The organism is Microbulbifer okhotskensis, from assembly GCF_023895975.1.
GTDB classification, from domain to species: Bacteria; Pseudomonadota; Gammaproteobacteria; order Pseudomonadales; family Cellvibrionaceae; genus Microbulbifer; species Microbulbifer okhotskensis.
The window spans coordinates 1-206 of record NZ_JALBWM010000616.1 but is presented as its reverse complement, the minus strand read 5'-3'; the positions used below and the strand labels follow the sequence as shown (position 1 = coordinate 206).

Here is a 206-nt window from a genome sequence, read left to right as displayed (position 1 = left end):
GCCCGCGCAATCGACAATGCCGTAGCGCTCGGCGTGTTCGTACGGCACCGGCTCCACCATGATCTGCGGATGCTCATTGCGGCTGAAGGCGGCCATCATGCCGGCCATGTCGACGTGGCCGCTATCCGCGGTGCGGTTGTTGATCAGTACGTCCGGCAGCATGACCGCGAAGGGTTCGTCGCCGATAATACCGGCGGCGCAGAGTA

1 pseudogene is annotated in these 206 nt (G+C 64.1%); it reads right to left on the bottom strand.

Annotated features, from left to right (window positions below):
- Positions 1-206 (bottom strand): annotated as a pseudogene (locus tag MO867_RS23475) (UTP--glucose-1-phosphate uridylyltransferase); the annotation flags it as partial.